The sequence below is a fragment of the Pseudonocardia sp. genome, from assembly GCF_025965585.1.
Lineage (GTDB): Bacteria > Actinomycetota > Actinomycetes > Mycobacteriales > Pseudonocardiaceae > Pseudonocardia.
The window spans coordinates 1-23,571 of record NZ_JAOPWR010000166.1 but is presented as its reverse complement, the minus strand read 5'-3'; the positions used below and the strand labels follow the sequence as shown (position 1 = coordinate 23,571).

At 72.8% G+C, this 23,571-nt stretch carries 20 protein-coding genes; 15 read left to right on the top strand and 5 right to left on the bottom strand.

From position 1 onward, the window contains the following. The first annotated feature begins 23 nt into the window (after window positions 1-23). From gatC to gatB, 3 genes are read left to right on the top strand one after another with little or no spacing between them, the layout of a single operon-like run. Window positions 24-314: an Asp-tRNA(Asn)/Glu-tRNA(Gln) amidotransferase subunit GatC gene (gatC, locus tag JWR81_RS10405; protein WP_297649958.1), complete on the top strand. Its 291-nt coding sequence runs from the start codon at window positions 24-26 to the stop codon at window positions 312-314. After that, window positions 314-1,795: an Asp-tRNA(Asn)/Glu-tRNA(Gln) amidotransferase subunit GatA gene (gene gatA / locus JWR81_RS10400; protein WP_297649915.1), complete on the top strand. Its 1,482-nt coding sequence runs from the start codon at window positions 314-316 to the stop codon at window positions 1,793-1,795. Before gatC ends, gatA begins: the two co-directional genes overlap by 1 nt. After that, window positions 1,792-3,291 carry an Asp-tRNA(Asn)/Glu-tRNA(Gln) amidotransferase subunit GatB gene (gene gatB / locus JWR81_RS10395; protein WP_297649913.1) on the top strand — a complete coding sequence of 500 codons (1,500 nt, stop codon included), beginning with the start codon at window positions 1,792-1,794 and terminating at the stop codon, window positions 3,289-3,291. The genes gatA and gatB overlap by 4 nt, the downstream gene beginning before the upstream one ends. Window positions 3,292-3,345: 54 nt before the next feature. Here gatB and JWR81_RS10390 read toward each other — a convergent pair whose 3' ends face one another. From JWR81_RS10390 to JWR81_RS10380, 3 genes are all read right to left on the bottom strand, one after another. Next, window positions 3,346-3,786 (bottom strand): PPOX class F420-dependent oxidoreductase, encoded by a 441-nt coding sequence (locus JWR81_RS10390; protein WP_297649911.1) that lies wholly within the window; start codon window positions 3,784-3,786, stop codon window positions 3,346-3,348. A gap of 70 nt (window positions 3,787-3,856) precedes the next feature. Further along, the gene (locus tag JWR81_RS10385) at window positions 3,857-4,030 is read right to left on the bottom strand and encodes a hypothetical protein (RefSeq protein WP_297649909.1); all 174 of its coding nucleotides are present in this window, start codon (window positions 4,028-4,030) and stop codon (window positions 3,857-3,859) included. An 11-nt stretch (window positions 4,031-4,041) separates the two neighbouring features. After that, the gene (locus JWR81_RS10380) at window positions 4,042-5,190 is read right to left on the bottom strand and encodes a PQQ-dependent sugar dehydrogenase (RefSeq protein ID WP_297649907.1); all 1,149 of its coding nucleotides are present in this window, start codon (window positions 5,188-5,190) and stop codon (window positions 4,042-4,044) included. Window positions 5,191-5,243: 53 nt separating this feature from the next. Between JWR81_RS10380 and JWR81_RS10375 the strand changes: the two genes are divergently transcribed. Genes JWR81_RS10375 through JWR81_RS10365 form a run of 3 tightly spaced genes read left to right on the top strand, consistent with a single transcriptional unit; the run spans window position 5,244 to window position 7,640 of the window. Then, window positions 5,244-6,161: a 2-hydroxyacid dehydrogenase gene (locus JWR81_RS10375; protein ID WP_297649905.1), complete on the top strand. Its 918-nt coding sequence runs from the start codon at window positions 5,244-5,246 to the stop codon at window positions 6,159-6,161. A 28-nt stretch (window positions 6,162-6,189) separates the two neighbouring features. After that, on the top strand, window positions 6,190-6,792 hold the full coding sequence (locus JWR81_RS10370) for a DoxX family protein (RefSeq protein WP_297649903.1): 603 nt from the start codon (window positions 6,190-6,192) through the stop codon (window positions 6,790-6,792). A gap of 56 nt (window positions 6,793-6,848) precedes the next feature. After that, the gene (locus JWR81_RS10365; RefSeq protein WP_297649901.1) at window positions 6,849-7,640 is read left to right on the top strand and encodes a phosphotransferase; all 792 of its coding nucleotides are present in this window, start codon (window positions 6,849-6,851) and stop codon (window positions 7,638-7,640) included. A gap of 250 nt (window positions 7,641-7,890) precedes the next feature. Here JWR81_RS10365 and ilvD read toward each other — a convergent pair whose 3' ends face one another. Together ilvD and JWR81_RS10355 are read right to left on the bottom strand one after the other, a co-directional pair. After that, entirely contained in the window at window positions 7,891-9,732 is a 1,842-nt protein-coding gene (gene ilvD / locus JWR81_RS10360; RefSeq protein ID WP_297649899.1) for a dihydroxy-acid dehydratase, read from the bottom strand. Continuing rightward, complete coding sequence (locus JWR81_RS10355) at window positions 9,732-10,142, bottom strand: PH domain-containing protein (protein WP_297649897.1); 411 nt, start codon at window positions 10,140-10,142, stop codon at window positions 9,732-9,734. Before JWR81_RS10355 ends, ilvD begins: the two co-directional genes overlap by 1 nt. A 53-nt stretch (window positions 10,143-10,195) precedes the next feature. Here JWR81_RS10355 and JWR81_RS10350 point away from each other — a divergent pair, with 53 nt between their 5' ends. The 9 genes from JWR81_RS10350 to JWR81_RS10310 all read left to right on the top strand — a co-directional run bounded on the left by JWR81_RS10350 (window position 10,196) and on the right by JWR81_RS10310 (window position 23,469). After that, window positions 10,196-10,795, top strand: a complete 600-nt coding sequence (locus JWR81_RS10350) for a TetR/AcrR family transcriptional regulator (RefSeq protein WP_297649895.1) — start codon at window positions 10,196-10,198, stop codon at window positions 10,793-10,795. Continuing rightward, a complete protein-coding gene (locus tag JWR81_RS10345; RefSeq protein ID WP_297649893.1) occupies window positions 10,792-11,553 on the top strand; it encodes a maleylpyruvate isomerase family mycothiol-dependent enzyme in 762 nt (253 codons plus the stop codon). Before JWR81_RS10350 ends, JWR81_RS10345 begins: the two co-directional genes overlap by 4 nt. Window positions 11,554-11,632: 79 nt before the next feature. Further along, a complete protein-coding gene (locus tag JWR81_RS10340; RefSeq protein ID WP_297649891.1) occupies window positions 11,633-12,361 on the top strand; it encodes an MBL fold metallo-hydrolase in 729 nt (242 codons plus the stop codon). A gap of 407 nt (window positions 12,362-12,768) precedes the next feature. Continuing rightward, window positions 12,769-14,703, top strand: coding sequence for an acetolactate synthase large subunit (locus tag JWR81_RS10335; RefSeq protein ID WP_297649889.1), 1,935 nt, complete (start codon window positions 12,769-12,771; stop codon window positions 14,701-14,703). Beyond that, window positions 14,703-15,209 carry an acetolactate synthase small subunit gene (gene ilvN, locus JWR81_RS10330; RefSeq protein ID WP_297649956.1) on the top strand — a complete coding sequence of 169 codons (507 nt, stop codon included), beginning with the start codon at window positions 14,703-14,705 and terminating at the stop codon, window positions 15,207-15,209. Before JWR81_RS10335 ends, ilvN begins: the two co-directional genes overlap by 1 nt. 64 nt (window positions 15,210-15,273) lie before the next feature. Beyond that, complete coding sequence (gene ilvC, locus JWR81_RS10325; protein ID WP_297649887.1) at window positions 15,274-16,278, top strand: ketol-acid reductoisomerase; 1,005 nt, start codon at window positions 15,274-15,276, stop codon at window positions 16,276-16,278. Between the two features lie 185 nt (window positions 16,279-16,463). Further along, window positions 16,464-18,068 (top strand): phosphoglycerate dehydrogenase, encoded by a 1,605-nt coding sequence (gene serA / locus JWR81_RS10320; RefSeq protein ID WP_297649885.1) that lies wholly within the window; start codon window positions 16,464-16,466, stop codon window positions 18,066-18,068. Between the two features lie 188 nt (window positions 18,069-18,256). After that, the gene (locus tag JWR81_RS10315) at window positions 18,257-21,706 is read left to right on the top strand and encodes a S8 family serine peptidase (protein WP_297649882.1); all 3,450 of its coding nucleotides are present in this window, start codon (window positions 18,257-18,259) and stop codon (window positions 21,704-21,706) included. 740 nt (window positions 21,707-22,446) lie between these two features. After that, a complete protein-coding gene (locus tag JWR81_RS10310; RefSeq protein WP_297649880.1) occupies window positions 22,447-23,469 on the top strand; it encodes a 3-isopropylmalate dehydrogenase in 1,023 nt (340 codons plus the stop codon). Window positions 23,470-23,571 lie beyond the last annotated feature (102 nt).

The following is a 23,571-nucleotide window of genomic DNA, read 5'->3' as shown; positions in this document are numbered from 1 at the left end:
ACACCGGGAGTCCCACCCACGGTCTGAGCCGTGACGAGGTCGCGCACCTCGCGCGCCTGTCCCGGCTCGCCGTCACCGACGCGGAGCTGGACCTGTTCGCCGGCCAGCTCGAAGTGATCCTCGGCGCCGTGGCGCGCGTCGGTGAGGTCGCCGCCGACGACATCCCGCCCACCTCGCACGCGGTGCCGCTGCAGAACGTGTTCCGGCCGGACGTCCGTCGTCCCGGCCTCACGCAGGAGCAGGCCCTGTCGGGTGCACCCGCCTCCGAGGAGGGCCGCTTCCGCGTCCCGCAGATCCTGGGGGAGGAGGCCTGATGTCGGATCTCACCCGCCTCACCGCGGCCGACCTGGCCGAGAAGATCCACTCCCGCGAGGTGTCGGCCGTCGAGGTCGCGCAGGCCCATCTGGACCGCATCGCCGCCGTCGACGGGGATGTGCACGCGTTCCTGCACGTCGCGTCCGAGGCAGCGCTGGAGTCCGCGTCGCTCGTCGACGCCTCGATCGCGGCGGGCACGGCGCCCGCATCGCCGCTGGCCGGCGTGCCGCTGGCGCTCAAGGACGTGTTCACCACGTCCGACATGCCCACCACGGCGGGCTCGAAGATCCTCCAGGGCTGGCGCCCGCCCTACGACGCCACGCTCACCGCCCGGCTGCGTGCCGCGGGCATCACGATCCTCGGCAAGACGAACATGGACGAGTTCGCGATGGGTTCGTCCACCGAGTACTCGGCCTACGGCGTCACCCACAACCCGTGGGACCTCGAGCGGGTCCCCGGCGGCTCGGGCGGCGGCTCGGCCGCCGCGCTCGCCGCGTTCGAGGCGCCGCTGTCGATCGGCACCGACACCGGTGGCTCGATCCGCCAGCCCGCCGCGTTCACCGGCACGGTCGGCGTCAAGCCCACCTACGGTGGCGTCTCCCGCTACGGCCTCATCGCCTGCGCGTCGTCCCTGGACCAGGGCGGGCCGTGCGCGCGCACCGTGCTCGACACCGCGCTGCTGCACGAGATCATCGCCGGGCACGATCCGCTGGACTCGACGTCCATCGACGCGCCGGTGCCGGCCGTCGTCGAGGCGGCGCGGCGGGGCGCGAACGGCGACCTGTCCGGCCTGCGCGTCGGCGTCGTCCGCGAGCTGGGCGGCGAGGGCTACCAGCCCGGCGTCCGGGCCTCGTTCGAGGCCGCGCTGCGCCAGCTGGAGAAGCTGGGCGCCGAGATCGTCGAGGTGAGCGCCCCGCACTTCGAGTACGGGCTCGCGGCCTACTACCTGATCCTGCCGAGCGAGGTCTCGTCCAACCTCGCCCGGTTCGACGCCATGCGCTACGGGCTGCGCGTCGACCAGGGCGCGTCGGCGGAGGAGGTCATGGCCGCCACCCGCGAGGCCGGGTTCGGCCCCGAGGTCAAGCGCCGCATCATCCTCGGCACCTACGCGCTGTCCTCGGGCTACTACGACGCCTACTACGGGCAGGCGCAGAAGGTGCGCACGCTCATCGCGCGCGACTTCGCCGCGGCGTTCACCCAGGCCGACGTGCTCGTCTCGCCGACCACGCCCACCACGGCGTTCCCGATCGGCGACAAGGTCGACGACCCGCTGGCCATGTACCTCAACGACCTGGCCACGATCCCGACCAACCTGGCCGGCACCGCCGCGATGTCCGTGCCGTCCGGGCTGTCGGACGACGGGCTCCCCGTCGGCCTGCAGATCATGGCGCCTGCGCTCGGCGAGGCCGTGATGTACCGGGTGGGTGCTGCCTACGAGTCCACGCGCGAACCCCTCGTCGCCCCGGAGGTTGCCCGATGACTGCTCCCACGCTGGTCGGCTTCGACGACGTCGTCGAGCGCTACGACCCGATGCTCGGGCTCGAGGTGCACGTCGAGCTCAACACCAACACCAAGATGTTCTGCGGCTGCCCCACCGAGTTCGGCGCGGAGCCCAACACCCAGGTCTGCCCGACCTGCCTGGGCATGCCGGGCGCGCTGCCGGTGGTGAACCGCACCGCGGTGGAGTCGGCGATCCGCATCGGGCTGGCCCTGAACTGCGACATCGCCCCGTGGGGCCGGTTCGCGCGGAAGAACTACTTCTACCCGGACATGCCGAAGAACTTCCAGACGTCCCAGTACGACGAGCCGATCGCCGTAAACGGGTACCTCGACGTCACCCTCGACGACGGGACGGTCTTCCGGGTGGAGATCGAGCGCGCGCACATGGAGGAGGACACCGGCAAGTCGCTGCACGTCGGCGGGGCCACCGGCCGTATCCACGGCGCCGAGTACTCGCTGCTCGACTACAACCGTGCCGGCGTCCCGCTGATCGAGATCGTCACGAAGATGATCCCGGGCACCCGCGAGCGGGCGCCGGAGGTGGCGCGCGCGTACGTCACGGCGCTGCGCGACCTGATCAAGTCCCTCGGCGTCTCCGACGTCCGGATGGACCAGGGCTCGATGCGCTGCGACGTCAACCTGTCGCTCTCGCCGCGCGGCTCCGGGATCCTCGGCACGCGCAGCGAGACCAAGAACGTCAACTCGCTGCGCTCGGTGGAGCGCGCCGTCCGCTACGAGATGTCGCGGCACGCGGGCATCCTCGACGCGGGCGGGAAGGTCGTCCAGGAGACACGGCACTTCCAGGAGGACACGGCCAGTACCCGGTCCGGGCGGATCAAGGAGACCTCGGAGGACTACCGGTACTTCCCGGAGCCCGACCTCGTCCCGATCGCGCCGCCCGCCGAGTGGGTCGAGGAGCTGCGCGGCACGCTGCCGGAGCTGCCCTGGGCCCGCCGCGCGCGGCTGCAGGCGGAGTGGTCGCTGTCGGACGAGGAGCTGCGTGACCTGGTCAACGCCGGCGCGCTCGACCTCATCGAGGCCACCGTCGCCGCCGGCGCGCCCGCAGGCGACGCCCGGTCCTGGTGGGTCGCGTACCTGGCGCAGCAGGCCAACACCCGCGGGGTCGCCCTCGACGCGCTGCCGATCACCCCGGAGGCCGTCGCCCGCGTCATCGAGCTCGTCGCGTCGGGAGAGCTGAACAACAAGCTCGCCCGCCAGGTCGTCGACGGCGTCCTCGACGGCGAGGGCACGCCCGACGAGGTGGTCGAGAAGCGCGGCCTCGAGGTCGTCTCCGACGACGGCGCCCTCGTCGCCGCGGTCGACGAGGCCCTCGCCGCCCAGCCCGACGTGGTGGAGAAGATCAGGGGCGGCAAGGTCCAGGCCGCCGGCGCGATCGTGGGCGCGGTGATGAAGGCGACGAAGGGGCAGGCCGACGCCAAGCGCGTCCGCGAGCTGATCATCGAACGCTGCGGCTGAGAGCGCTGCGGCTGAGAGCGCTGCGGCTGAGAGCGCTGCGGCTGAGCTCGGCTCTCAGTCCTCCGTGCCCACGTTCTTCTTCTGGTCGACGATGGTCTGGCGGTGCGGCGTGACCCAGATGATCACGCGCTCGGACTTGATGTTCTCATCCGGGTAGTCCTCACCGGTGTACTTGCGGGAGAGCTCGTTGATGTGCTCGCGAGCCTCCGGCCCGGTGGTGGTGCGGTCCACCTCGCCTCGGACCTCCGCGTACCGGTAGGGGTTGTCCTCGTCGCGGATCAGCACCGTGATGCGCGGGTCCTTCTGCACGTTGCGGTACTTGGCCCGGTGCACCTCGGTGTTGAGCACCACCTGACCGTCGCGCACGCCCACCCAGATCATGTGGGCCTGCAGGCGTCCGCTGGGGAACACGGTGGTGATGGTGGCGAAGTTCCTGCCGTTCGCCAGCTCCTCGGTGACGGGGTGCAGCTCGGGTCCGTTCCTGGTGTCAGCCATGCCCCGGGAGTTGACAGCAAAGCAGCCGGCCAAACGCGGTCCGCGGTCCGGACTCTGGCTCGGCCCACCGTCAACGGCGCTTCGCCGGGCGGAAGGTCCACGACAGCCCCAGCGCCACGAAGCCCAGCACCAGGCACACGACGGCCGCGGTCGACAGTTTCAGCACCACCAGCACCGACGTCCCGACGAACAGGAGGACGGCGGCGAGCCGCAGGGGGGTGGCGAGCTGGGCGCGGTCCTTCACGGGAGGCAATTCTAGGCGGCGCTGGCCCCGCCCCCCGCGGGCGGCTGGATCCGGATCACCCGGTCGTCGCTGGCCACCGGCTTCCCGCCCGCCTTGTTCACGGTGCCGAGCCACAGCAGGCCGTCGGGGGCGGGGGCGGCGGCCGACAGCCGGCCGTAGGTGTTGACCAGGATCGTCTCCGGGGCGCCGGTGAACCCGCCGTGCTGGCCGGGGTGCAGGACGTACAGCGCGGCCCCGCCCGCCTCCGCGATCGTGACGACGCCGGGCTGCGCCATGCACCCGGCGACGCCGGGACGGGTGGGCCAGGTCCAGGCCGGCGCGGGCAGCGGGCCGGGCACGAGCTCGTGCAGCACGTCCTCGGTGGGGGTGCGGTCGGTGATCCAGGTGATCGTCGACTGCGGGTCGATGCAGATGCCGCCGGGCGCGTGCAGCCCGGTGCTCAGGACGGGCGAGCCCGCCGTGGGGTTGCCGGTGCCGGGACGGCCCAGGGTGTCGATGCGCAGCACCTTGCCGGCCAGGGACCCGGGCGCGTTCGGGTCGCCGCCAGCGTCGCCGGTGGCCACGAGCAGCGATCCGTCGACGTCGACGCCGAGCGCCCCGCCGTTGTTCCTCGCACCGCGCGGGATGCCGGCCAGCACGGGCTTGACGGGCTCGCCCGGGGCGAGGCGGACGACGCGGTTGTCGGTGGGGGTGGTGATGTAGGCGTAGAGGAGCTGGTCCTCCGCGTACCCGGGGGAGAGGGCGAGGCCGGTGAGCCCGCCATCGCCCGTCGCGTCCACGGGCACGGTCGTGACGAGCACCGGGTCGCGGCCCTTGGTGACGCGCAGGATGCGGCCGGTCGTGCGCTCGCCCACGAGCGCGGTCCGGGCGTCGGGCAGCACGGCGATGGCACCCACCGGGTTGAGGCACGTGGCGATGACCTGCGGGTCGGGGTCGGCGCACGGCGACGGCGCCCCCGGCGCCCCGCTCGAGGCCGCTCCGCCGGACGGAGGCGTGTTCGGGGTGCTGGGTTCCTGGACGCTGGGCGGCCCGCCGAGCTCGCCCGCGCCCTCGATCTTCGGCTGCCAGTCGCGCGGGCCGTCGTCGGGGAAGGTGGCGCACCCGGCCAGGAGGAATCCGAGCAACCCGACGGCCAGGCCGCGCCTCACTCGACTCCCCACGGCGTCCAGGCTAGGTGGAGCCGGGTGAGCGGTCCGTGAGTACCGTCCATGTCATGGTCGACATCGCTGTTCTCGTTCCCCACGAGGAAGGCGTCGCGGCGCTTGCGGACGTCCCGGGCGTCACGGCAGTGCGCTACGACCCGTCCGGTGAGATGCCTCCCGAGGCGGCGACGGCGCAGGTGCTGGTGCCGCCGTTCCTCGCGAACGCCGAGGCCGTGGCGCTGGCGTCGCAGGTGCCCGGCCTGAAGCTGGTGCAGCTGCTCACCGCGGGTGCGGAGAACTGGGTGGGGCGGCTGCCCGACGGTGTCGCGCTGTCGGACTGCCGCGGTGCGCACGGCGGGGCCACCGCGGAGTGGATCGTCGCCGCGATGCTGGCGGTCTACCGCGAGCTGCCCCGTTTCGTCCGCCGCCAGGACGAGGCCCGCTGGGACCAGCGGCAGACCGGCGAGCTCGCCGGCAAGAAGGTGCTCATCGTCGGGGCCGGTGACGTCGCGGAGAACACGGTGCGCAGGCTCGCACCGTTCGGTGTGGAGACGACGCTGGTGGGCCGCCGCGCCCGCGACGGTGTCCACGGCATCGACGAGGTGCTCGACCTGCTCCCGCACCACGACGCCTGCGTGGTGATCGTGCCTCTCACCGAGGACACCCGGGGCCTGGTGGACGCGGCGTTCCTGGCCGCGATGCCCGACGGCGCGCTGCTGGTCAACGCTGCGCGCGGGCCCGTCGCCGACACCGACGCGCTCACCGCCGAGCTCGACAGCGGACGGCTGCTCGCGGCCGTCGACGTCACCGACCCGGAGCCGCTGCCCGCCGACCACCCGCTCTGGAAGTCCCCCGGCCTGCTGCTCACACCGCACGTCGGCGGTAGCGTGCCGGCGGCCATGCGTCGCGCGTACGGGATCGCCGTGGAGCAGATCGCCGCGTTCGCGCGCGGCGAGAAGCCGTCGAACCTCGTCGAGAACGGGTACTGAAGCGCCTACCGGGCTAGTCTCCCCGTCCATGAGCGACCTGCCGACGACGACCGTCCCGGGCCCGGGCGGCTACGGCGAGGAGCCGACGAAGACCCGGCCCACCCGCCGTCCCCTGAACTGGAACGGGGGCACGGACATCGGCCTGCTGCTTCTGCGGTTCGCGGTCGGCGGGGTGTTCTTCGCCCACGGGGTCCAGAAGATCTTCGGGCTGTGGGGCGGCGTCGGGGTCGGCGCCTTCTCCCGGATGCTCGCCGGCTACGGCTATCACCAGGCGGGCACGCTGGCGTGGGTCACCGGGATCGCGGAGCTGGTCGGCGGTGCGTTCGTCGTGCTCGGGGTGGTCACGCCGTTGGCAGCCGCAGGGTTGCTCGCCATCATGATCAACGCGGTGCTGGTGAAGCTGGGCAACGGCTTCTTCCTCACGGGGCCGTCGGGGTCCGACGCCGTCGAGTTCGACGTCGTGCTCGGCCTGGCCTCGGCGGCGCTCGTGTTCACCGGCCCCGGCCGGATCGCCCTGGACAACGGCCGTGCCTGGCACCGGCGCCCCGCGTCGTGGGGCGTGCTGGCGCTCGTCGTCGGCGTCGCGGCGGCGGTGCTGGTGCGCATCCTGCTGCGTCAGCCGGCGTCCTGACCCCCGATTCCGCCTGGCTCCCCGCGGTCGGCCGTGCGCTCGGCGGCACACCGCGGGTGGTCGGCCGCACACAGCTGACCGGCGGGTACGTCGCCGACGCCGTCGAGCGGGTCGACCTCGACCTCGACGGGCGCGCGGTCCCGGTGGTGCTCAAGGCGGCATCGCCGGTGGAGGTGGCCGCGATGCGCGCGGTCGCGGTGGTCCGCGAGACCGCCGTCGGCCGCCCGCTCGCCGTGGGCGCCGGGTGGGTCGTGCTGCCCTTCGTGGACGCGCCGCCGCTCGCGGACGGCGTCCCGGTGCCGGACGCGGTGTGGGACGGCCTCGCCCACATCCACGCGCACTGGTGGCGCAAGCGCCCTCGCGGCGTGCCGGTGGTGGACGGTCCGTGGTGGGCGTCGCTGTGTGACCGGACGCTCGTCGCCGTCCGCGGTGGCCTGTGCCGCACCGGCGACCCGGCCTACGCCGACGCCGAGCGCGCCCTCGTCGCGTGGCGGGAGGAGCCCCGCATCCGCCACGCTCTGGCGGTGCTGCCCCGCACGCTCGTCCACGGGGACGCCCACCGCGGCAACGTCCTCGGCGAGGTGCTCATCGACTGGGGCAACGCCCGTGTCGCCCCCGGGGGACTCGACCTCGCGGTCCTGCGCGCGCAGGGGGCGGTGGTGCCCGCGCGGTACGGGGACCTGGTGGCGGAGCTGGCCGGCGCCCGCGCCCCCGCGTGGGAGGCGCGCTGGGCCGACGTGCACGTCAATGTCCAGTACCTGGGCTTCGCCGCCGATCACCTGGGCCGGGACCGGGTGGCGGAGATGACGGCCGCGGCCGCGACGGCGCTGGAGGAGCTCGAGCCGTGATGCCGGTCCCGGCGCGGGACGCGGCTACGGATCGAGCGTGGCGACCGGGTTCAGCTGGTGTGATCGCCGAGGCTGCCGTGGTTCCGCCGGCGACCCGAACCGCTGCGCGCTGATCATGAGGCGGCGGACGACGAGTGCGCAGTGGGTGCGGCCGTCACCGCAACCAGTGCGCGTCGATCACGGTTCGTCGCCGGTCGCGCGGTGAGGTGCGCTGGTTCCGGCCGGGACCGGAACCAGCGCCCCCTCGGGCTCAGGGGACCCGGCGGACCGCTCCCGTGTGCGCGCTCGTGGCCAGGGCCGCGTACGCGCGCAGGGCCTTGGAGACGGGGCGCTCGCGGTCCTTCGGCTGCCACGGGCGCTCGCCGGCGTCCATCTTCTGGCGACGCTCGGCGAGCACGTCCTCAGGCACCTGCACCTCGAGCGTGCGGGTCCTGACGTCGATGAGGATCGTGTCGCCGTCCTCGATCAGGCCGATCACGCCACCGGCCGCGGCCTCGGGGGAGATGTGCCCGACCGAGATGCCGCTGGTGCCGCCGGAGAAGCGGCCGTCGGTGATGAGCGCGCAGACCTTGCCAAGGCCCGCGCCCTTGAGGAACGCGGTGGGGTGCAGCATCTCCTGCATCCCCGGCCCGCCGGACGGGCCCTCGTAGCGGATGACGATCACGTCGCCGGGCTGCACCTGCTTGGTGAGCACGAGCGACACGGCCTCCTCCTGGCTCTCCACCACGCGGGCGGGGCCGGAGAAGTTCCACAGCTCCTCGTCGATGCCGGCGGTCTTGATCACGGCGCCGTCGGGGGCGATGTTGCCGCGCAGCACCGCGAGGCCGCCCTCCGCGGTGTAGGCGTGCTCCTTGTCGCGGATGCAGCCGGACGCGGCGTCGGTGTCGAGCGAGGACCAGCGGTTCTCCGTGGAGAAGGCCTGCGTGGTGCGCACCCCGCCGGGGGCGGCGTGGAACAGCTCCACGGCCGTCTCCGACGGCGACTCCGCGCGGACGTCCCACTCCGAGAGCCACGCCTCCATCGACGGGGAGTGCACGGTGTGGACGTCGGTGTGCAGCAGCCCGGCGCGCCACAGCTCGCCGAGGATGGCGGGGATGCCACCGGCGCGGTGGACGTCCTCCATGTGGAAGTCGGAGTTGGGCGCCACCTTCGACAGGCACGGCACGCGGCGCGACACGGCGTCGATGGCGGCGAGGTCGAAGTCGATCTCGCCCTCCTGCGCGGCGGCGAGGATGTGCAGCACCGTGTTGGTGGAGCCGCCCATCGCGACGTCGAGCGCCATGGCGTTCTCGAAGGCGTCACGGGTGGCGATGTTGCGGGGCAGCGCGGACGCGTCGTCGTCGCGGTACCAGCGGGTGGCCAGGTCCATGACGGTGCGCCCGGCCTGCAGGAACAGCTCCCGGCGGGCGGCGTGCGTGGCCAGCGTGGAGCCGTTGCCGGGCAGGGCGAGTCCGAGGGCCTCGGTGAGGCAGTTCATCGAGTTGGCGGTGAACATCCCGGAGCACGAGCCGCACGTGGGGCACGCGGAGCGCTCGACGACATCGAGCCCTTCGTCGTCCACCTGCGGGGACGCCGACGCGGAGATCGCGGTGATGAGGTCGGTGGGCGCCTGTGCCACCCCACCGACGACCACGGCCTTGCCGGCCTCCATCGGACCGCCGGAGACGAACACGGTGGGGATGTTGAGGCGCATGGCGGCGTTGAGCATGCCGGGCGTGATCTTGTCGCAGTTGGAGATGCAGACCAGTGCGTCGGCGGCGTGGCCGTTGACCATGTACTCGACCGCGTCGGCGATGACCTCGCGGCTGGGCAGCGAGTAGAGCATCCCGCCGTGGCCCATCGCGATGCCGTCGTCGACGGCGATGGTGTGGAACTCCTTGGCGACGCCGCCGGCCTCGCGGATGGCGCCCGCGACGAGCTCGCCCATGTCCTTGAGGTGCACGTGGCCGGGCACGAACTGGGTGTAGGAGTTGGCGATGGCGACGATCGGCTTGCCGAAGTCGCTGTCGGTCATGCCGGTGGCGCGCCAGAGCGAACGCGCTCCGGCGGCGTTGCGACCATGGGTGGTGACGCGGGAACGCAGGGCGGGCATCAGGCTTCTCCGGCCGGGTCGGGCAGCCTGCCACCGCTGACGGCGGCGAGCTGGGGCAGGTCACGAACTCCGACGGCGGGGAGCGGTAGCTCGGCACCGTCGCTCAGCATCGCGCTGATCCGGTGCCCAGATCCCTTGGACGAGCCGAGTCGCAGCGAGCTGATCTCCGACCACGGTACGCGCCGCCCGCCGATGATCCTCCGAACGGTCAGCGCCTCGCCGTCGACGGTGGTGCGCACGCGCAGCACCCACACCGCCATCGCGATCGGCACCAGGTAGAGCAGCCACAGGAACGGTGCCGCGAACGCCACCGGCGTGAAGCAGAAGGCGATGGCCACCGCGCCGAGGACGGCGAGGGGGGACGTGCGGAAGACGGCGCTGGGGGCGGCGTCCTCGGGGAGAGAGGTCACCGCGCCATCGTCGCACTTGACCCCTGATGTGCGCCGTGTCACACTCCCTAATCGTGTTAGGAAAAACTACGGTCAGTTGGCAGGGCAAACGGCGTGAGGGAGCCCGCCGGGAGATCCTCGCCTCCGCGTGGGCGGTCGCCCGCGAGCACGGCGTCGCCGCGCTGACGCTGCGGCAGGTGGCCGAGCGCGTCGGCATGCGCGCGCCGTCGCTGTACTCCCACTTCGACTCCAAGCACGCGATCTACGACGCGATGTTCGGTGAGGCCTGGGCCGAGTTCGAACAGGTGATGGGCGCAGTGGTGCCGCCGTCGTCACCGCGGGCACTGGTCCGCCTGATGTGCCGCACGTTCTTCGAGTTCGCGACGTCCGACCTCGCACGCCACCAGCTGATGAACATCCGCACCGTCCCGGACTTCACCCCCAGCGAGGAGAACTACCGCCCGGCGGTCCGGGTCTACGAGCGGATGACGGAGCTCTTCGCGGGCGTCGGGGTGGCCGATCCCGCCGACCTGGATCTCTACACAGCGGTCGTCAGCGGCCTGGTCGACCAGCAGTGGGCCAACGACCCCGGAGGCACGCGTTGGGCCCGGCTCGTCGACCGCGCGAGCGACATGTACGCCGACGCCATCGGACTTCCGGAGGAACCGACATGACCACCACCGCAGCGCCGTCCGCGACGGGGATCCGACGGTCTGTCCTCGACCGCGCCACCGCCATGCGCCTCGCCGCCGACGAGTACGCGCGCTACCTCGACCAGTTGCGCTCCCTCGACGCGGGCGACTGGTCCCGGCCCACCGAGTGCCCCGGCTGGGACGTGCGTGCGATGGCCACCCACAACCTGGGGATGGCCGAGATGGTCTGCTCGATGCGGGAGTACGCACGGCAGAACGCCGGCGCCGCCCGAAAGGGCGGGAAGTTCATCGACGCGCTCACCTCGGCCCAGGTCGAGGAACGTGCGGCGCTGACCCCGCGGCAGATCATGGACCGCTATGCCGCCCTCGTCCCGCGAGCCGCACGCGGGCGCCGCCGCCGATCGGTGCAGATGGGGTGGCTGCCGATGCCGGTCATCCAGACGTACAACGGAATCGGCGAACGCTGGGCGTTCGGGTTCGTCTTCGACACGGTCCTGACCCGCGACACCTGGATGCACCGCGTCGACACCGCTCAGGCGGTCGGCCGCCCGGTGGTGCTCACCCCGGAGCACGACGGTGTCCTGGTGGCCGACGTCGTCGCCGAGTGGGCGCAGCGGCACGGCCGCCCCTACGCGCTCACGCTCACCGGCCCGGCCGGTGGCGCCTGGTCGCACGGGGCCGGGGGTCCCGTCCTCGAGCTCGACGCCGTCGAGTTCTGTCGCACGATCTCCCGCCGGATCCCCGGCGAGGGCCTGCTCGACTGCGAAGTCCCGTTCTGAGGAGAGTCGGACGATCACCACGAGCCGCGTCGCCGCCGACACCGTCGCCCTGTCCGAGGCCCTGCCGGGGCCGGGCGGGATGGTGCTGCCCGTCAACGCCTACTGCCTGCTCGGCTCCGAGCCGACGCTCGTCGACACCGGGATGTCACCGGACACCGAGGGGTTCCGCGCCGCGCTGTGGAACCTCGTCGACCCGGCCGACCTCCGCTGGATCGTCGTCACCCACGATGACCGCGACCACACCGGAAGCCTGCGCGCGATCCTGGACGAGGCCCCGCAGGCCACCGTCGTCACCCACTTCGTCAGCATGGCCAAGATCGGCGAGGACGGGCCGCTGCCGCTCGACCGGCTCCGGCTGGTCAAGCCCGGCGACCGCCTGGAGATCGGCGACGACGTGCTCGACGTCTTCCGCCCGCCGCTGTACGACAGCCCGGGCACGCTCGCCTTCCACGCGCAGCGCCGGGGCATGTGCTTCAGCTCCGACTGCCTCGGGGCCTTCCTGCCCGGCTCGGTCGACCTGGCCGCGAGCAGCGAGGACGTGCCGGCGGCGGAGTACGACGCCGGCGTCGCCGTGTTCGCTTCGGCGAACAGCCCGTGGATGCACGACGTGGCTCCCGACCGCTGGCAGGCGGGCGTCGCCGACCTGCGGCGCCGGGGCATCACGACGCTGCTGAGCACCCACGGGCTGCCGGTCGACCGGGGCCTCGACCGGCTCTACGGGACGGCGGCGGGGCTGCAGACGGGCCCGGCGTTCGAGGCTCCCGGCCAGGAGTTCGTCGACGCGATGCTGGTCATGTCCGGCGGCTGAGTCATGTCCGGCGGCTGGGGCCGTCCGGTCAGCTCCACGCGGCGACGACCGGCGCCGGCCCCGCGCCGAACAGGACGAGCCCGCCGAGCACCACCGTCGCGTAGAGGTGGCGGCGACCCCGACCCGGGAGACGGCGACGCGTCCGTCCACGAGATGGGGCACGAGGCACGTCCGCGGTTCCGCGTCCCACGTTCTGGTACTTGCGTCCCACTGGGTTGACGGTCCGACGCAGCGGCGGCTACCGTCCTCGCATGTCGTTCTCCCGGATGCTCGTACTTCGCAGGCGCGTCCACGCCTGATCGAGCATTCGGTCGTCGACGCGCCACCCTCGTACTGCCGTTCGGCGGTCGAGGGTTTTTTCATGCCCTGACCTTGATAGTCACGCAACACAGCGAGGCAGATCGCAGATGACCACCGCAACGCCCCGTCCCGCAGGGCCGCGCCCGGCACCGCCGCCCGGACGTGCTGCCCAGCAGGCCGCCCCGGCGGGACCCCGCGCCGACGGCCCCCGCTTCGACGCCGTGCCGATGACCGGCGCGCAGTCGCTCGTGCGCTCGCTGGAGGAGGTCGGCTGCGAGGTGGTGTTCGGCATCCCCGGCGGCACCATCCTCCCGGCCTACGACCCGCTGCTGGACTCCACGCGCGTGCGGCACGTCCTCGTCCGCCACGAGCAGGGCGGCGGCCACGCGGCCACCGGGTACGCGCAGGCCACAGGCAAGGTCGGCGTCTGCATGGCCACGTCCGGCCCGGGTGCGACGAACCTCGTCACCCCCATCGCCGACGCCCACATGGACTCGATCCCGATCGTCGCGATCACCGGGCAGCAATCCCGCCCGCTGATCGGCACGGACGCCTTCCAGGAAGCCGACATCACCGGCATCACGATGCCGATCACCAAGCACAACATGCTGGTGACCGACGCGAAGGACATCCCGCGGGCGATCACCGAGGCATTCCACCTGGCGAGCACCGGGCGTCCGGGGCCGGTCCTGGTGGACATCCCGAAGGACGTCCTGCAGGAGCAGACGACCTTCACCTGGCCCGCCGAGATGAAGCTGCCCGGCTACCGGCCGACGACCCGGCCGCACGGCAAGCAGATCCGCGAGGCCGCCAAGCTCATCTGCGCCGCCAAGCAGCCGGTGCTCTACGTCGGGGGCGGCGTGCTCAAGGCGTCGGCGTCGGCCGAGCTGCTGGAGCTCGCCGAGTCCACCGGCATCCCGGTCGTCACCACGCTGATGGCGCGCGGTGCGTTCCCCGACAGCCACCCGCAGCACGTCGGCATGCCCGGCATGCACGGCACCGTCACCGCGGTGGCCGCGATGCAGGAGGCCGACCTGCTGGTGGCGCTCGGCTCACGCTTCGACGACCGCGTCACCGGCGTGCTGTCGAGCTTCGCGCCGCACGCCCAGATCGTCCACGCCGACATCGACCCGGCCGAGATCTCGAAGAACCGCCGCGCGGACGTCCCGATCGTGGGCGACTGCAAGGAGGTCATCGTCGAGCTGATCGAGGCCGTCGCCGCCGAGCGCGCCGAGCACGGCCGCGCCGACCTGGCACCGTGGTGGGCTCGGCTGGACTCGCTCCGCGAGACCTACCCACTGGGCTACGACTGGCCGGCCGACGGCTCGCTGTCGCCCGAGTACGTGATCGAGCGGATCGGCCAGATCGCAGGCCCGGACGCGGTGTACGTCGCGGGGGTCGGGCAGCACCAGATGTGGGCCGCCCAGTTCATCAAGTACGAGAAGCCGCGCTCGTGGCTCAACTCCGGCGGCCTCGGCACGATGGGCTTCGCGGTGCCCGCCGCGATGGGCGCCAAGATGGCCCGCCCCGACGCCGTGGTGTGGGCCATCGACGGCGACGGCTGCTTCCAGATGACCAACCAGGAGCTCGCCACCTGCGCCATCGAGGGCATCCCGATCAAGGTCGCCGTCATCAACAACGGCAACCTCGGCATGGTGCGGCAGTGGCAGAACCTCTTCTACTCCGGGCGCTACTCGCAGACCGACCTCGGCACGCACAAGCACCGCATCCCCGACTTCAAGCTGCTCGCCGAGGCCATGGGCTGCGTCGGGCTGCGTGCGGAGTCGAAGGCGGACGTGGACCGCGTCATCCAGCAGGCGATGGAGATCAACGACCAGCCGGTGGTCATCGACTTCGTGGTCGGTGCCGACGCCCAGGTGTGGCCGATGGTCGCGGCGGGCACCGGCAACTCCGAGATCATGGCGGCGCGCAACATCCGCCCGCTGTTCGACGGCGACGAGCTGGCCGCAGGCGTCGACGAGGTCGCCGCGGCCACCGCTGAGGCCCAGACCGACTCAGCACAGGGAGACCACGAGTCATGATCGAGCGCCACACCCTGTCGGTGCTGGTGGAGGACAAGCCCGGTGTGCTCGCCCGCGTTTCGGGGCTGTTCTCCCGGCGCGGGTTCAACATCGAGTCCCTCGCCGTCGGCCCCACCGAGCACCCCGACGTCTCGCGCATGACGATCGTCGTGGCCGTCGACGACTTCCCGCTCGAGCAGGTCACCAAGCAGCTCAACAAGCTGGTCCACGTCATCAAGATCGTGGAGCTCGAGCCGGCCGCGTCGGTGCAGCGCGAGTTGCTGCTCGTCAAGGTGCGGGCGGACGCCGGCGTCCGCAGCCAGGTGCTGGAGATCGTCGGCCTGTTCCGTGCGAAGGCCGTGGACGTCTCCCCGGAGGCGGTCACGATCGAGGCCACCGGCACCGCTGAGAAGATCTCCGCGCTGCTCAAGAACCTGGAGCCCTACGGCATCCGCGAGATGGTGCAGTCCGGCACGATCGCGGTGGGCCGTGGTCCCCGGTCGATCACCGCCGCCACCATCCGCTAGACCCACTCCTGTTACGACCCCACTCCTGTTACGACCCCACTTCGGAAGGAACCTTCCACCCGTCATGAGTGTGAACATCTACTACGACGACGACGCCGATCTGTCGATCATCCAGGGCCGCAAGGTCGCCGTGATCGGTTACGGCAGCCAGGGTCACGCGCACTCGCTGTCGCTGCGCGATTCCGGCGTCGACGTGCGCATCGGTCTGCCCGAGGGCTCGAAGAGCCGCCAGAAGGCGCAGGACGAGGGCCTGACGGTGGGCACCCCGGCCGAGGTCTCGGCGTGGGCGGACCTGATCATGATCCTGGCGCCGGACACGAAGCAGCGCTTCATCTACGCCGACGACATCGCCCCCAACCTGAAGTCCGGCGACGCGATCTTCTTCGGTCACGGCTTCAACATCCGCTACGACCTCATCAAGCCCCCGGCCGACGTCGACGTCGCGATGGTCGCCCCGAAGGGCCCCGGCCACCTCGTGCGCCGCCAGTTCGTCGACGGTAAGGGCGTCCCGGCCCTCATCGCCGTCGAGCAGGACCCCTCCGGTGGCGCCAAGGCGCTCGCCCTCTCCTACGCCGCGGCCATCGGCGGCGCCCGGGCGGGCGTCATCGAGACCACGTTCAAGGAGGAGACCGAGACCGACCTCTTCGGCGAGCAGGCCGTGCTCTGCGGCGGTGCCGCGGCGCTGGTCCAGACCGGTTTCGAGGTGCTCACCGAGGCCGGCTACGCCCCGGAGATCGCCTACTTTGAGTGCCTCCACGAGCTCAAGCTGATCGTCGACCTCATGTACGAGGGCGGCATCGCCAACGAGCGCTTCTCCATCTCCGACACCGCCGAGTACGGCGACCTCACCCGCGGCCCGCGCATCGTCAACGCGCAGACCAAGGAGGAGATGAAGAGGATCCTCGCCGAGATCCAGGACGGCCGCTTCGCCGCCGAGTGGGTGGCCGAGGACGAGGCCGGGCGCCCGAACTTCACCAAGCTCCAGCAGGAGGGTGCAGCGCACCCGATCGAGGAGGTCGGGGAGAAGCTCCGCGGCCTGATGAGCTGGGTGGGCAGCAAGGCCACCTGAGCCTGACGTCCCCATCTGCGCGCCGTTTTGCGTCTTCGCACCCTCCACGGAGGGTGCGAAGACGACAAACGGCGCGCAGATCCGTTTCCGGGTATCGCCCCGCTCACGCCGCCGGGACCCCGCCCGATCAGCGCCACTACCATCAGAGATCTAACCGCCGTCTATCCAGGAGCCCTGCAGCCGCCGTGAGCATCGCCGCCACCCGCCCTGTCGTCCTGCTCGCCGAGAAGCTCGCGCCGTCCGCGGTGGAGATGCTCGGCGACGACGTCGAGATCCGCCACGTGGACGGCACCGACCGCCCTGCGCTGCTGGCCGCGATCGCCGACGCCGACGCCATCCTCGTCCGCTCCGCCACCCAGGTCGACGCGGAGGCCATCGCCGCCTCCACGCGCCTCAAGGTCGTGGCCCGGGCCGGCGTGGGCCTCGACAACGTCGACGTCCCCGCCGCCACCGCCCGCGGCGTGATGGTCGTCAACGCGCCGACGTCCAACATCGTCTCCGCCGCCGAGCACGCCGTCGCGCTGATGCTCGCCGCCGCCCGCCACATCCCGGCCGCCGATGCCTCCCTGCGCGCGGGCAAGTGGGCGCGCAGCTCGCTGACCGGCGTCGAGATCAACGGCAAGGTCGCCGGCATCGTCGGCCTCGGCAAGATCGGCCAGCTCGTCGCGCAGCGCCTCTCCGCGTTCGGCGTCGAGCTCATCGCCTACGACCCGTACGTCGCACCGGCCCGCGCCGCCCAGCTCGGCATCGAGCTCGTGTCGCTCGAGGACCTGCTCCGCCGTGCCGAGCTGATCTCCATCCACCTGCCGAAGACTCCCGAGACCCTCGGCCTCATCGGCAAGGACCAGCTCGCCCTCACCAAGCCCGGCGTGATCATCGTCAACGCCGCGCGCGGTGGCCTGGTCGACGAGGACGCGCTGGCCGAGGCCGTGCGCAGCGGCCATGTCGGCGGCGCGGGCGTCGACGTGTACGTCAAGGAGCCCACCACCTCCAGCCCGTTGTTCGAGATCCCGCAGATCGTCGTCACGCCGCACCTCGGCGCGTCCACCGACGAGGCGCAGGACCGCGCGGGCACCGACGTCGCGAAGTCGGTGCAGCTGGCGCTGGCCGGCGAGTTCGTGCCGGACGCGGTGAACGTGCAGGTCGGCGGGGCCGTCGGCGAGGAGGTCTCGCCGTGGCTGCCGCTCGTGCAGAAGCTCGGCATCGTGCTGCAGGCCGTCGCGGGCCGTGTGCCCAGCTCGGTCACGGTCGACGTCGCCGGTGAGCTCGCCTCCGAGGACGTCTCGGTGCTGCAGCTCGCGGCCCTGCGCGGCGTGTTCACGCACGTCGTGGAGGACCAGGTCACGTTCGTCAACGTGCCGAGCCTGGCCGCGGAGCGCGGCGTCTCGGTGGAGCTGACCACCGCCCCCGAGAGCGAGAACCACCGCAGCGTCGTCCAGCTGCGCGCCGCGATGCCCGACGGCCAGTCGGTCACCGTCTCCGGCACGCTGACCGGCCGCGCGCAGGTCGAGAAGCTCGTCGAGGTCAACGGCCGCCACTTCGACCTGCGCGCCGAGGGCGAGGTGGTGCTCCTCGAGTACGCCGACCGTCCCGGTGTGATGGGCCGCGTCGGCTCGCTGCTCGGCGAGGCCGCGGTCAACATCGAGGCCGCCCAGATCAGCCAGACCACCGACGGCTCCGACGCGATCATGCTGCTGCGCGTGGACCGTCCGGTCGACCCGGGTGTGCTGGAGCCGATCGGCGCGTCGGTGGGTGCCAGCACCACGCGGCTGATCTCGTTCGACGACTAGTCCCCCGATAGGCGGGTGGTCCTGGGTCACCTGATCGGTTGTCGGCCCGTCCGGCAACTGATCACCCGCCGCCTCCCGTCCTAGGTTCCCTCCGCGACGCCGGACCCGTCGGCGCGCGGAGGGGGTGAACGGTGGCACTGTGCGTAGCGAACGCGCGGCGCTCGTCAGCGCAGTGCCGGTGGCGCACGGTGATCGCGGCGGTCGGGCTGGCGGTGATCACCATCGTCGGCCTGGCCGTCCCCGCAGCCGCGCAACCCGCCGCCGACGGGCCGCCGTCGCCGGTGTTCGTCGAGTTCGACCAGCCCTCCGCGCTGCAGGAGTACGACGTCCGGCGCGGCCAGGGCGCGGCGCTCGCCCAGGGCGCGGCCAGGGCGGCGCGGGCCCTCATCACCGAGACCACCGACTCGCTCCTCGCAGCCTTCCGCGGCGCCGAGGGCACGAGCGAGATCTTCCGGACGAGCAACGCGATCGCCGGCGTCGCGCTCGAGGCCACCCCGCAGACCATGCGGGCGCTCGCGTCGCGGCCGGGCGTGAAGTCGGTCCGTCGTATCACGCCGGCGCGGATCTCGGACGCGAGCGGCGACCAGCTCGGCCGTGTGGCGCAGGCCTGGCAGCAGACCGGGCGTCTCGGCACCGGCGTCCGCATCGGCGTCATCGACACCGGCATCGACTACACCCACGCCGACTTCGGCGGGTCCGGCACGGCCGCGGCGTACAAGGCGGTGAACCCGACGCGCGTGGACCCCGCGACGTTCCCGACGGCGAAGGTCGGCGGCGTCGACCTCGCAGGCGACGACTACGACGCCGACTCGACGGACCCCGCCCGCACCGTCCCGGTGCCGGACGCGAACCCGATCGACTGCGAGGGCCACGGCTCCCACGTCGCCGGCATAGCGGCGGGCTATGGCGTCACGGCCGACGGCGCGACGTTCCGCGGTGACTACTCCCGGCTCACGCCCGCTGCGCTGGACCGCATGCGCATCGGGCCCGGCGCGGCCCCCGGAGCCTCGCTCTACGCGATCCGGGTGTTCGGCTGCTCCGGCTCGACGGCGCTCACGCCGCTCGGCCTCGACCGGGCCCTCGACCCGAACGACGACGGCGACTTCTCCGACCGCCTCGACGTCGTCAACCTCTCGCTCGGCTCGTCCTTCGGCGCCGTCGACGACCCGGTGAACGACTTCGTCCACGTCCTCACCGCCAACGGCGTGCTCGTGGTGGCCGCGGCGGGCAACGGCGGCGACGTCTACGACGCGGGCGGCTCGCCCGGCAACAGCCCCGACGCGATCGGCGTGGCGAGTGTCCGCGACGCCGGCACGCTGCTCGACGGCGTCGAGGTGCAGGCACCGTCGTCGCTGGTGGGAGCGCTGGCCGGGCAGTACAGCCAGGCCTACGGCGGCTACGCCACGCTCGACGTCTCCGGTCCGGTGGTCGCGCCCGCCGCGACCGACGCCGAGGGCTGTGACCCCTACGAGGGCGCCGACGCGCCCCGGGTGCGTGGCGCCGTCGTCTGGCTGGAGTGGGACGACGACCCCGCGAAACGGGCGTGCGGGTCGGCCACCCGTGCCGACAACGCGCTCGCGGCCGGGGCGGTCGGCGTGCTGCTCACGTCCGCGATGACCGACTTCGGCGCAGGAGAGATCGAGGGCGACGCCGGCATCCCCGTCGTCCGGCTGACGGCTCCCGCGACGGCCGCGCTGCGCCCGCACGTGGGGGAGGCCCGCGTGCGGCTGGCGGGTGCGTTGCGGAAGACCCAGCAGGTCAGCGTGTCCTCGATCGAGGACAGCATCAGCGACTTCAGCTCCCGCGGTATGCGCGGTCCCACCGTGAAGCCCGACGTCGCGGCCCCGGGGGAGTCGATCACGTCGGCCGAGTCGGGGTCGGGCAACGACCGCGTCAGCGAGTCGGGGACGTCGATGGCGAGCCCGTTCGTGGCCGGCGTCGCCGCGCTGCTGCTCGAGGGGCACCCCGGCTGGACGCCCGCCGAGGTCAAGACGGCGATCATGAACACCGCCGACCCCGGCGTCTGGACCGGCGAGAACCACACCGGTCTGCGGCTCGCGCCGATGCGCGTCGGTGCCGGGCGGATCGACGCCGCGGCGGCGCTGGCCACGTCCGTCCTCGCGGGCAACGCCGACCAGCCCGGCGCCGTGAGCGTCACGTTCGGGACGGTCGAGGTGCCGCCCGGGCAGCCGTACGAGGCCCGGCAGCGGATCCGTGTGCGCAGCTCCGCGCTGATGCCGGCCCGGCTCGCGGTCGCCTACGAGCCCGTGACACGGATGCCGGGCGTGAGCATCGACGTGACGCCGTCGGAGGTGACGGCGATGCCGGGCCGCGACGCGACCGTCGAGGTCACCCTGCGCATCGACGACCCCACGGCGCTGCGCCGCACCGCCGACCCGACGCTCGCGATCGAGCAGGAGGGCCAGGCCCGCGACTACCTCGCCGACGCGTCCGGCCGCGTCATCCTCACCCCCGACGACGGGCACCGCGCGCCCGTGCGCGTGCCGGTGTCGGCGTCGCCCAAGCCGGTGTCGGCGCTGACCGCCACCCTCGCCGGTGACGCCGTGACGCTGCACGGCACCGGCGTGGACCAGGGCACCGGACGCGAGGCCTACCGCTCCCGTGTGGGGGTGTTCGCGCTCGCGACCACCAGCCCCGAGCTGCCCGTCTGCCTGTCGGCGACGGCCGTGTCGGGATGCGTCGCGAACGCCACCGGTCGCGGCGGCGACGTGCGCGAGGTGGGGCTCACGTCCACCGTCGCGGCGGCGCGGGCCGCCGGAAGTCCGGGCGCCGCGATGCTCGGGATCGCCGTCGCGACATGGGCCGACCTCTACAACGTCGGCTCGCTGACGCTGCCCGAGGCCCAGATCGACACCGACGGCGACGGCCGGGCCGACTTCTCCACGACGCTCGTCACGATCCCCGACACCGACGACCTCGTGGCCCGCACGGTCGACCTTCACGCGCTGCCCGAGCGCACGGTCGACATCGAGCCCGTCAACGGCTTCGACGGCGCCACCGACACCAACGTCTTCGACACCAATGCGTGGGTGTTGCCGGTGCACCTGGCCGCGCTGCGGATCGACCCCTCCGCGGCGTCGGCGCCGCTGCACGTGCGCGTGGTGGTGCACGGCGAGTACGGGCCGCCCGGCGGTCGGAAGGGCCTGGTCGACACGACGGCGGTCTCGGCCCCGTTCGACCCGATGGCGCCGCTCGTCACGCCCGCCGCAGGCGCGGACCCGTCGACGCTGCTGCTGCCGGCCGACGACGGCACGACGCTGACGGTCCCCGGTGCCGCCACCACGCCCCTCCTCGTGCTGCTCGGGCAGAACGGGACGGGGAAGCGGGTCAGCGTCCTCGGCGGCCCGCCACCCCTCCTCCCGACCCTCGGTGTGACGTCGACCCCCGAGGGCGGCGCGAGCCCGGGAGGGACGGTGCCCGTCCCGCCCGCGGCCCCGTCCCGGCCCGCGTCCTCGTCCCCGCTCCCGCCGACGTCACCGCCCACGTCACCGCCGACGCCGCCGCTGTCGTCCGGGGGAGGGCGGCCGTCGTCGGCGGTGGCGCCGGCGGGGGATCCGGCAGGGGCCCCACCCACCGCGCGGCCCACCACCACGGAGCCACCACCCTCCGCCGAGTAGACGACCACCCCGGCGCCGGACGGCAACGGCCGGCCCGGCGGCCATGATCACCACGTGTGCGCGGTCGGCGCCGGGTCCCGCCGGTCCTGCCACATGCGGTGATCTTCGTACGGCCGTGGCGGGGCGACCTCCCGCTCCGGCTCGGCCCCGTGGTGACCGGCCGAGCAGGGAGCGCCCCGACCGTGGTCGCCACTTTGGACCGGGGGGCGCCAGATCTGGCCGGTCTCGCCCACACCCGGTGATCACGGCCACCGCCCCGCCCGCCCGACGAGCCCTCGAACCACACCGACCTCCGCCCGCCCGCGAGCCCCAGGCGAGCCGCCGTCCCCCATCGCGAGTCGGCACGCCCGCACCTCGAGTCGACACGTCCGGGCACGCGAGTCGGCGAACCCCGCCCCACGGGTCGACACGCAGCGGCGCGTGATCCGGGTACTCCACGTACCACCGACCACCCATCGCGCGCCCACACGGCTCGTCGTGCCGACTCGCGCGCCACCTGGTGTCGACGCGCGGGGTGGGCCACCCGCGTGCCGTCGGGGCGCGCCCGGCGGGCACAATGCACCACTCGGGGCCTGTCGTGTCCGGCCACGGCCCATCGCTGCCGCCCGTAAGCCCGGGTTTCACCCGACAGGGCGACCACGATCGGGTGACGGGCGAACGGACGGCGCTGTGGCAGCCGGTAGCGTTCGGCGCGGCTCGTTCGGGTCGTGGTTGAAGAGTGGCAAGAGAGGACGAGAGGCATGCGCCTTGCGGTCATACCCGGCGACGGCATCGGGCCGGAGGTCATCGACGAGGCGCTGAAGGTCCTCAACGAGGTCTCCCCGGGCGCGGAGACCACGGAGTACGACCTCGGCGCCGCGCGCTGGCACTCCACCGGTGAGCTCCTCCCGGAGTCGGTCCTGACGGAGCTCCAGCAGCACGACGCGATCCTGCTCGGCGCGGTCGGTGACCCGTCGGTGCCCAGCGGGATCCTGGAGCGCGGGCTGCTGCTGCGCCTTCGCTTCGAGCTGGACCACCACGTCAACCTGCGGCCGGCCCGGCTGTACCCGGGTGTCCGCGGCCCGCTCTCGGGCAACGCCGAGATCGACATGGTGGTGGTCCGCGAGGGCACCGAGGGTCCGTACGCGGGCACCGGCGGCCTGCTCCGCAAGGACACCCCGCACGAGATCGCCACCGAGGTCAGCGTCAACACGGCCTTCGGCGTGGAGCGCGTGGTGCGCGACGCGTTCGGCCGCGCCGAGCGCCGTCCCCGCAAGCACCTCACGCTCGTCCACAAGACGAACGTGCTGACGTTCTCCGGGCGGCTGTGGTCGCGCATCGTCGAGGAGGTGTCGCTGGAGCACCCTGACGTGTCGGTGGCCTACCAGCACATCGACGCCACGATGATCCACCTGGTCAACGACCCGAGCAGGTTCGACGTGATCGTCACCGACAACCTGTTCGGCGACATCATCACCGACCTCGCGGGCGCCGTCACCGGTGGAATCGGGCTCGCGGCCAGCGGCAACCTCGACGTCAGCCGTCGCAACCCGAGCATGTTCGAGCCGGTGCACGGCAGCGCGCCCGACATCGCCGGGCAGGGCATCGCCGACCCGACCGCCACGGTGCTGTCCGTGGGACTGCTGCTGGAGCACCTCGGCCGCAGCGACCAGGCGAAGAAGGTCAACGCCGCCGTCGCCTTCGACCTCTCGACCCGCGCCCCCCAGGGGCCGGTCCGCACGACCGACGTCGGCGACCGGCTCGCGGCCCTCGCCTCCGGCTGAGAACCGGCAAGCCCGCGGGACCGACGGGGCTCACATCGACGGGGAGAGACCTCGACCGGCACCACGGGGTGCCAGCGCCAGCCGGGCTGCGGTGGAGGGCGG

What these genes read in the sequence shown, in the direction of transcription:
- gatA (WP_297649915.1), top strand. Translation starts at nt 314, where the DNA reads ATGTCGGATCTCACCCGCCTCACCGCGGCCGACCTGGCCGAGAAGATC.
- gatB (WP_297649913.1), top strand. Translation starts at nt 1,792, where the DNA reads ATGACTGCTCCCACGCTGGTCGGCTTCGACGACGTCGTCGAGCGCTAC.
- JWR81_RS10390 (WP_297649911.1), bottom strand. Translation starts at nt 3,786, where the DNA reads ATGGCTGACACCAGGAACGGACCCGAGCTGCACCCCGTCACCGAGGAG.
- JWR81_RS10375 (WP_297649905.1), top strand. Translation starts at nt 5,244, where the DNA reads ATGGTCGACATCGCTGTTCTCGTTCCCCACGAGGAAGGCGTCGCGGCG.
- JWR81_RS10370 (WP_297649903.1), top strand. Translation starts at nt 6,190, where the DNA reads ATGAGCGACCTGCCGACGACGACCGTCCCGGGCCCGGGCGGCTACGGC.
- ilvD (WP_297649899.1), bottom strand. Translation starts at nt 9,732, where the DNA reads ATGCCCGCCCTGCGTTCCCGCGTCACCACCCATGGTCGCAACGCCGCC.
- JWR81_RS10345 (WP_297649893.1), top strand. Translation starts at nt 10,792, where the DNA reads ATGACCACCACCGCAGCGCCGTCCGCGACGGGGATCCGACGGTCTGTC.
- JWR81_RS10340 (WP_297649891.1), top strand. Translation starts at nt 11,633, where the DNA reads ATGGTGCTGCCCGTCAACGCCTACTGCCTGCTCGGCTCCGAGCCGACG.
- JWR81_RS10335 (WP_297649889.1), top strand. Translation starts at nt 12,769, where the DNA reads ATGACCACCGCAACGCCCCGTCCCGCAGGGCCGCGCCCGGCACCGCCG.
- ilvC (WP_297649887.1), top strand. Translation starts at nt 15,274, where the DNA reads ATGAGTGTGAACATCTACTACGACGACGACGCCGATCTGTCGATCATC.
- JWR81_RS10310 (WP_297649880.1), top strand. Translation starts at nt 22,447, where the DNA reads ATGCGCCTTGCGGTCATACCCGGCGACGGCATCGGGCCGGAGGTCATC.